This is a genomic window from Micromonospora alfalfae, assembly GCF_022230925.1.
In the GTDB taxonomy this organism is placed as follows: Bacteria; Actinomycetota; Actinomycetes; order Mycobacteriales; family Micromonosporaceae; genus Micromonospora; species Micromonospora alfalfae.
On sequence record NZ_JAKKFH010000059.1, the window covers coordinates 1 to 2,559 of the forward strand.

2 protein-coding genes and 1 pseudogene are annotated in these 2,559 nt (G+C 68.7%); 1 reads left to right on the top strand and 2 read right to left on the bottom strand.

What is annotated here, in order from left to right:
- Nucleotides 1-199: 199 nt before the first annotated feature.
- Nucleotides 200-598, bottom strand: a complete 399-nt coding sequence (locus MED01_RS32090) for an RDD family protein (RefSeq protein ID WP_308193584.1) — start codon at nucleotides 596-598, stop codon at nucleotides 200-202.
- 263 nt (nucleotides 599-861) lie between these two features.
- On the opposite strand from MED01_RS32090, the gene glnA reads away from it, so the two are divergent.
- Nucleotides 862-2,286, top strand: coding sequence for a type I glutamate--ammonia ligase (glnA, locus tag MED01_RS32095; protein ID WP_112671701.1), 1,425 nt, complete (start codon nucleotides 862-864; stop codon nucleotides 2,284-2,286).
- Between the two features lie 15 nt (nucleotides 2,287-2,301).
- On the opposite strand, the pseudogene MED01_RS32100 reads toward glnA, so the two are convergent.
- Nucleotides 2,302-2,559, bottom strand: a pseudogene (locus MED01_RS32100) (HAD hydrolase-like protein); the annotation flags it as partial.

The following is a 2,559-nucleotide window of genomic DNA, read 5'->3' on the forward strand; positions in this document are numbered from 1 at the left end:
CCCTCAGGTGCCCACCCCCGACGCGCCGCCCGCCCCAAGCCACCTCTCGCCCCCGCCCCCACCACGCCGTGATCGTCCTCGCCCCCACCACGCCATGATCGTGCTCGATCCTGGATGTAGGGGCCTCGCTCGGGGCGGATGCCACTGGATCCTGGATCGAGCGCGATCTTGCGGTTCGCGCGGTGCCGGAGGGGTTGGCTCAGCCGCGGGGGGCGTCGACGATGACCGAGCCGGCGACTCGGTCGTGCAGGCCGCGCCGGTGCTCGTCCATGATCAGTGCGGGGACGACGAGGGCCAGCAGCAGGCCACGGATCAGCCCCCGGAGCACGCCGATCCGGCCACCGTCGAGCCAGTTCACACAGCGGATCTTGGTGATGTACATGCCCGGGGTCTGGGCGAACAGGCCCAGGAAGATGCCGTACTCCAGGACGAGCACCAGCACCGGGGCCCAGCCGTCGCGTACCGGGTCGGCGAAGAAGTTGGACACCAGCAGGCAGAGGACCCAGTCGATGATCAACGCCCCGAACCGCCGACCGAGGCTCGGCGCGGTGAAGGTGGGGTCGGTGGCCGGCGCTGCCGGGAGGTGCGGATTGGTCACAGCGGTCAAGGGTATCCGCGCCGGGATGAGAGGTTGCCGGGTGCCGCCGCCGCTGTGTGCCGATTCAGGCCAAAGGCATCAGATGTCATTACACTGGCACAGTCGGTACGGCGTTCCTGGCGGGCCGGAGGCGCGGACCGGGGCGTCGCTGACGCTCCGCGAGGGACGTAACACGGCAGAAACAACGGAGACACGGCCGGGCAACCCCCCGGCCCTAGCGTCGCCAGAAGCCTAGCCACCCCGTGGACGTGCCAGGAGGATGTGTGTTCGCCAACCCCGAGGAACTGCTGCGATACCTCAAGAACGAGGACGTGAAGTTCGTCGACGTTCGTTTCTGTGACCTGCCCGGCGTGATGCAGCACTTCAACCTGCCGGTCGAGTCCGTCAACGACGACCTCTTCACCGACGGCCTCGCGTTCGACGGTTCGTCGATCCGCGGTTTCCAGGCGATCCACGAGTCGGACATGCTCCTGCTCCCGGATGTCGCCACCGCGTTCATCGATCCGTTCCGCGCGCAGAAGACGCTCGCGCTCAACTTCTTCATCCACGACCCGTTCACCCGTGAGGCCTACAGCCGCGACCCGCGCAACGTGGCGAAGAAGGCCGAGGCGTACCTGGCGGCGAGCGGTATCGCCGACACCGCCTACTTCGGGGCCGAGGCGGAGTTCTACATCTTCGACTCGATCCGCCACGAGACCTCGGCGCACCAGTCGTTCTACTACATCGACTCGATCGAGGGCGCCTGGAACACCGGCCGCGAAGAGCCGGGCGGCAACCGCGGCTACAAGACCGCGTACAAGGGCGGCTACTTCCCCGTCCCGCCGGTCGACCACTACGCCGACCTGCGTGACTCGATCGTGCGCCGCCTGGTCGACACCGGCTTCAACGTGGAGCGCTCGCACCACGAGGTGGGCACCGCCGGCCAGTCCGAGATCAACTACCGGTTCTCCACCCTGCTGCACGCCGGTGACCAGCTCCAGCTCTTCAAGTACATCGTGAAGAACGAGGCCTGGGCCAACGGCAAGACCGCGACGTTCATGCCCAAGCCGCTGTTCGGCGACAACGGTTCCGGCATGCACACCCACCAGAGCCTCTGGCTCAACGGTGAGCCGCTGTTCTACGACGAGACCGGCTACGCCGGCCTGTCCGACATGGCCCGCTGGTACATCGGTGGTCTGCTGCACCACGCGCCGTCGCTGTTGGCCTTCACCAACCCGACGATCAACTCGTACCGCCGCCTGGTGCCGGGCTTCGAGGCGCCGGTCAACCTGGTCTACTCGCAGCGCAACCGGTCCGCCTGCACCCGCATCCCGGTGACCGGCGCGAACCCGAAGGCCAAGCGCGTCGAGTTCCGCGTCCCGGACCCGTCGGCCAACGTCTACCTGGCCTTCTCGGCCATGATGATGGCCGGCCTCGACGGCATCAAGAGCAAGATCGAGCCGCCGACGCCGATCGACAAGGACCTCTACGACCTCCCGCCGGAGGAGTGGGGCGACGTCAAGCAGGTGCCGGGCTCGCTGTCGGCGGTGCTCGACTCGCTGGAGGCCGACCACGACTACCTGCTCGACGGCGGCGTCTTCACCCCCGACCTGATCTCCACCTGGGTCGACTGGAAGCGCGCCAACGAGGTCGACCCGGTGCGTCTGCGCCCGACCCCGCACGAGTTCGCCATGTACTACGACTGCTGAGCAGTCGCTAGAACACCGGCCGGCCCCGGCCAGCTCAAGCGTGCCGTCCCGGTCGGTCACGGACCAGCCGCCGGCGTCCGCCGGGCCCGGGACCCGCACGGCGGAAGCCGGGTCGAAGAGCCCCGCCAGGTCTTTCGCGACGTACGTGGGACGTCGCCGCGGCCCGGCGGCCAGCAGTTCCGGTACGCCGCTGACGCCGGGTAGCACGACCAGGCTGTCCCGCCCGGCCCGGCGGGCCCCCCCGATGTCGGGGTCCAGCCGCTCACCCACCCC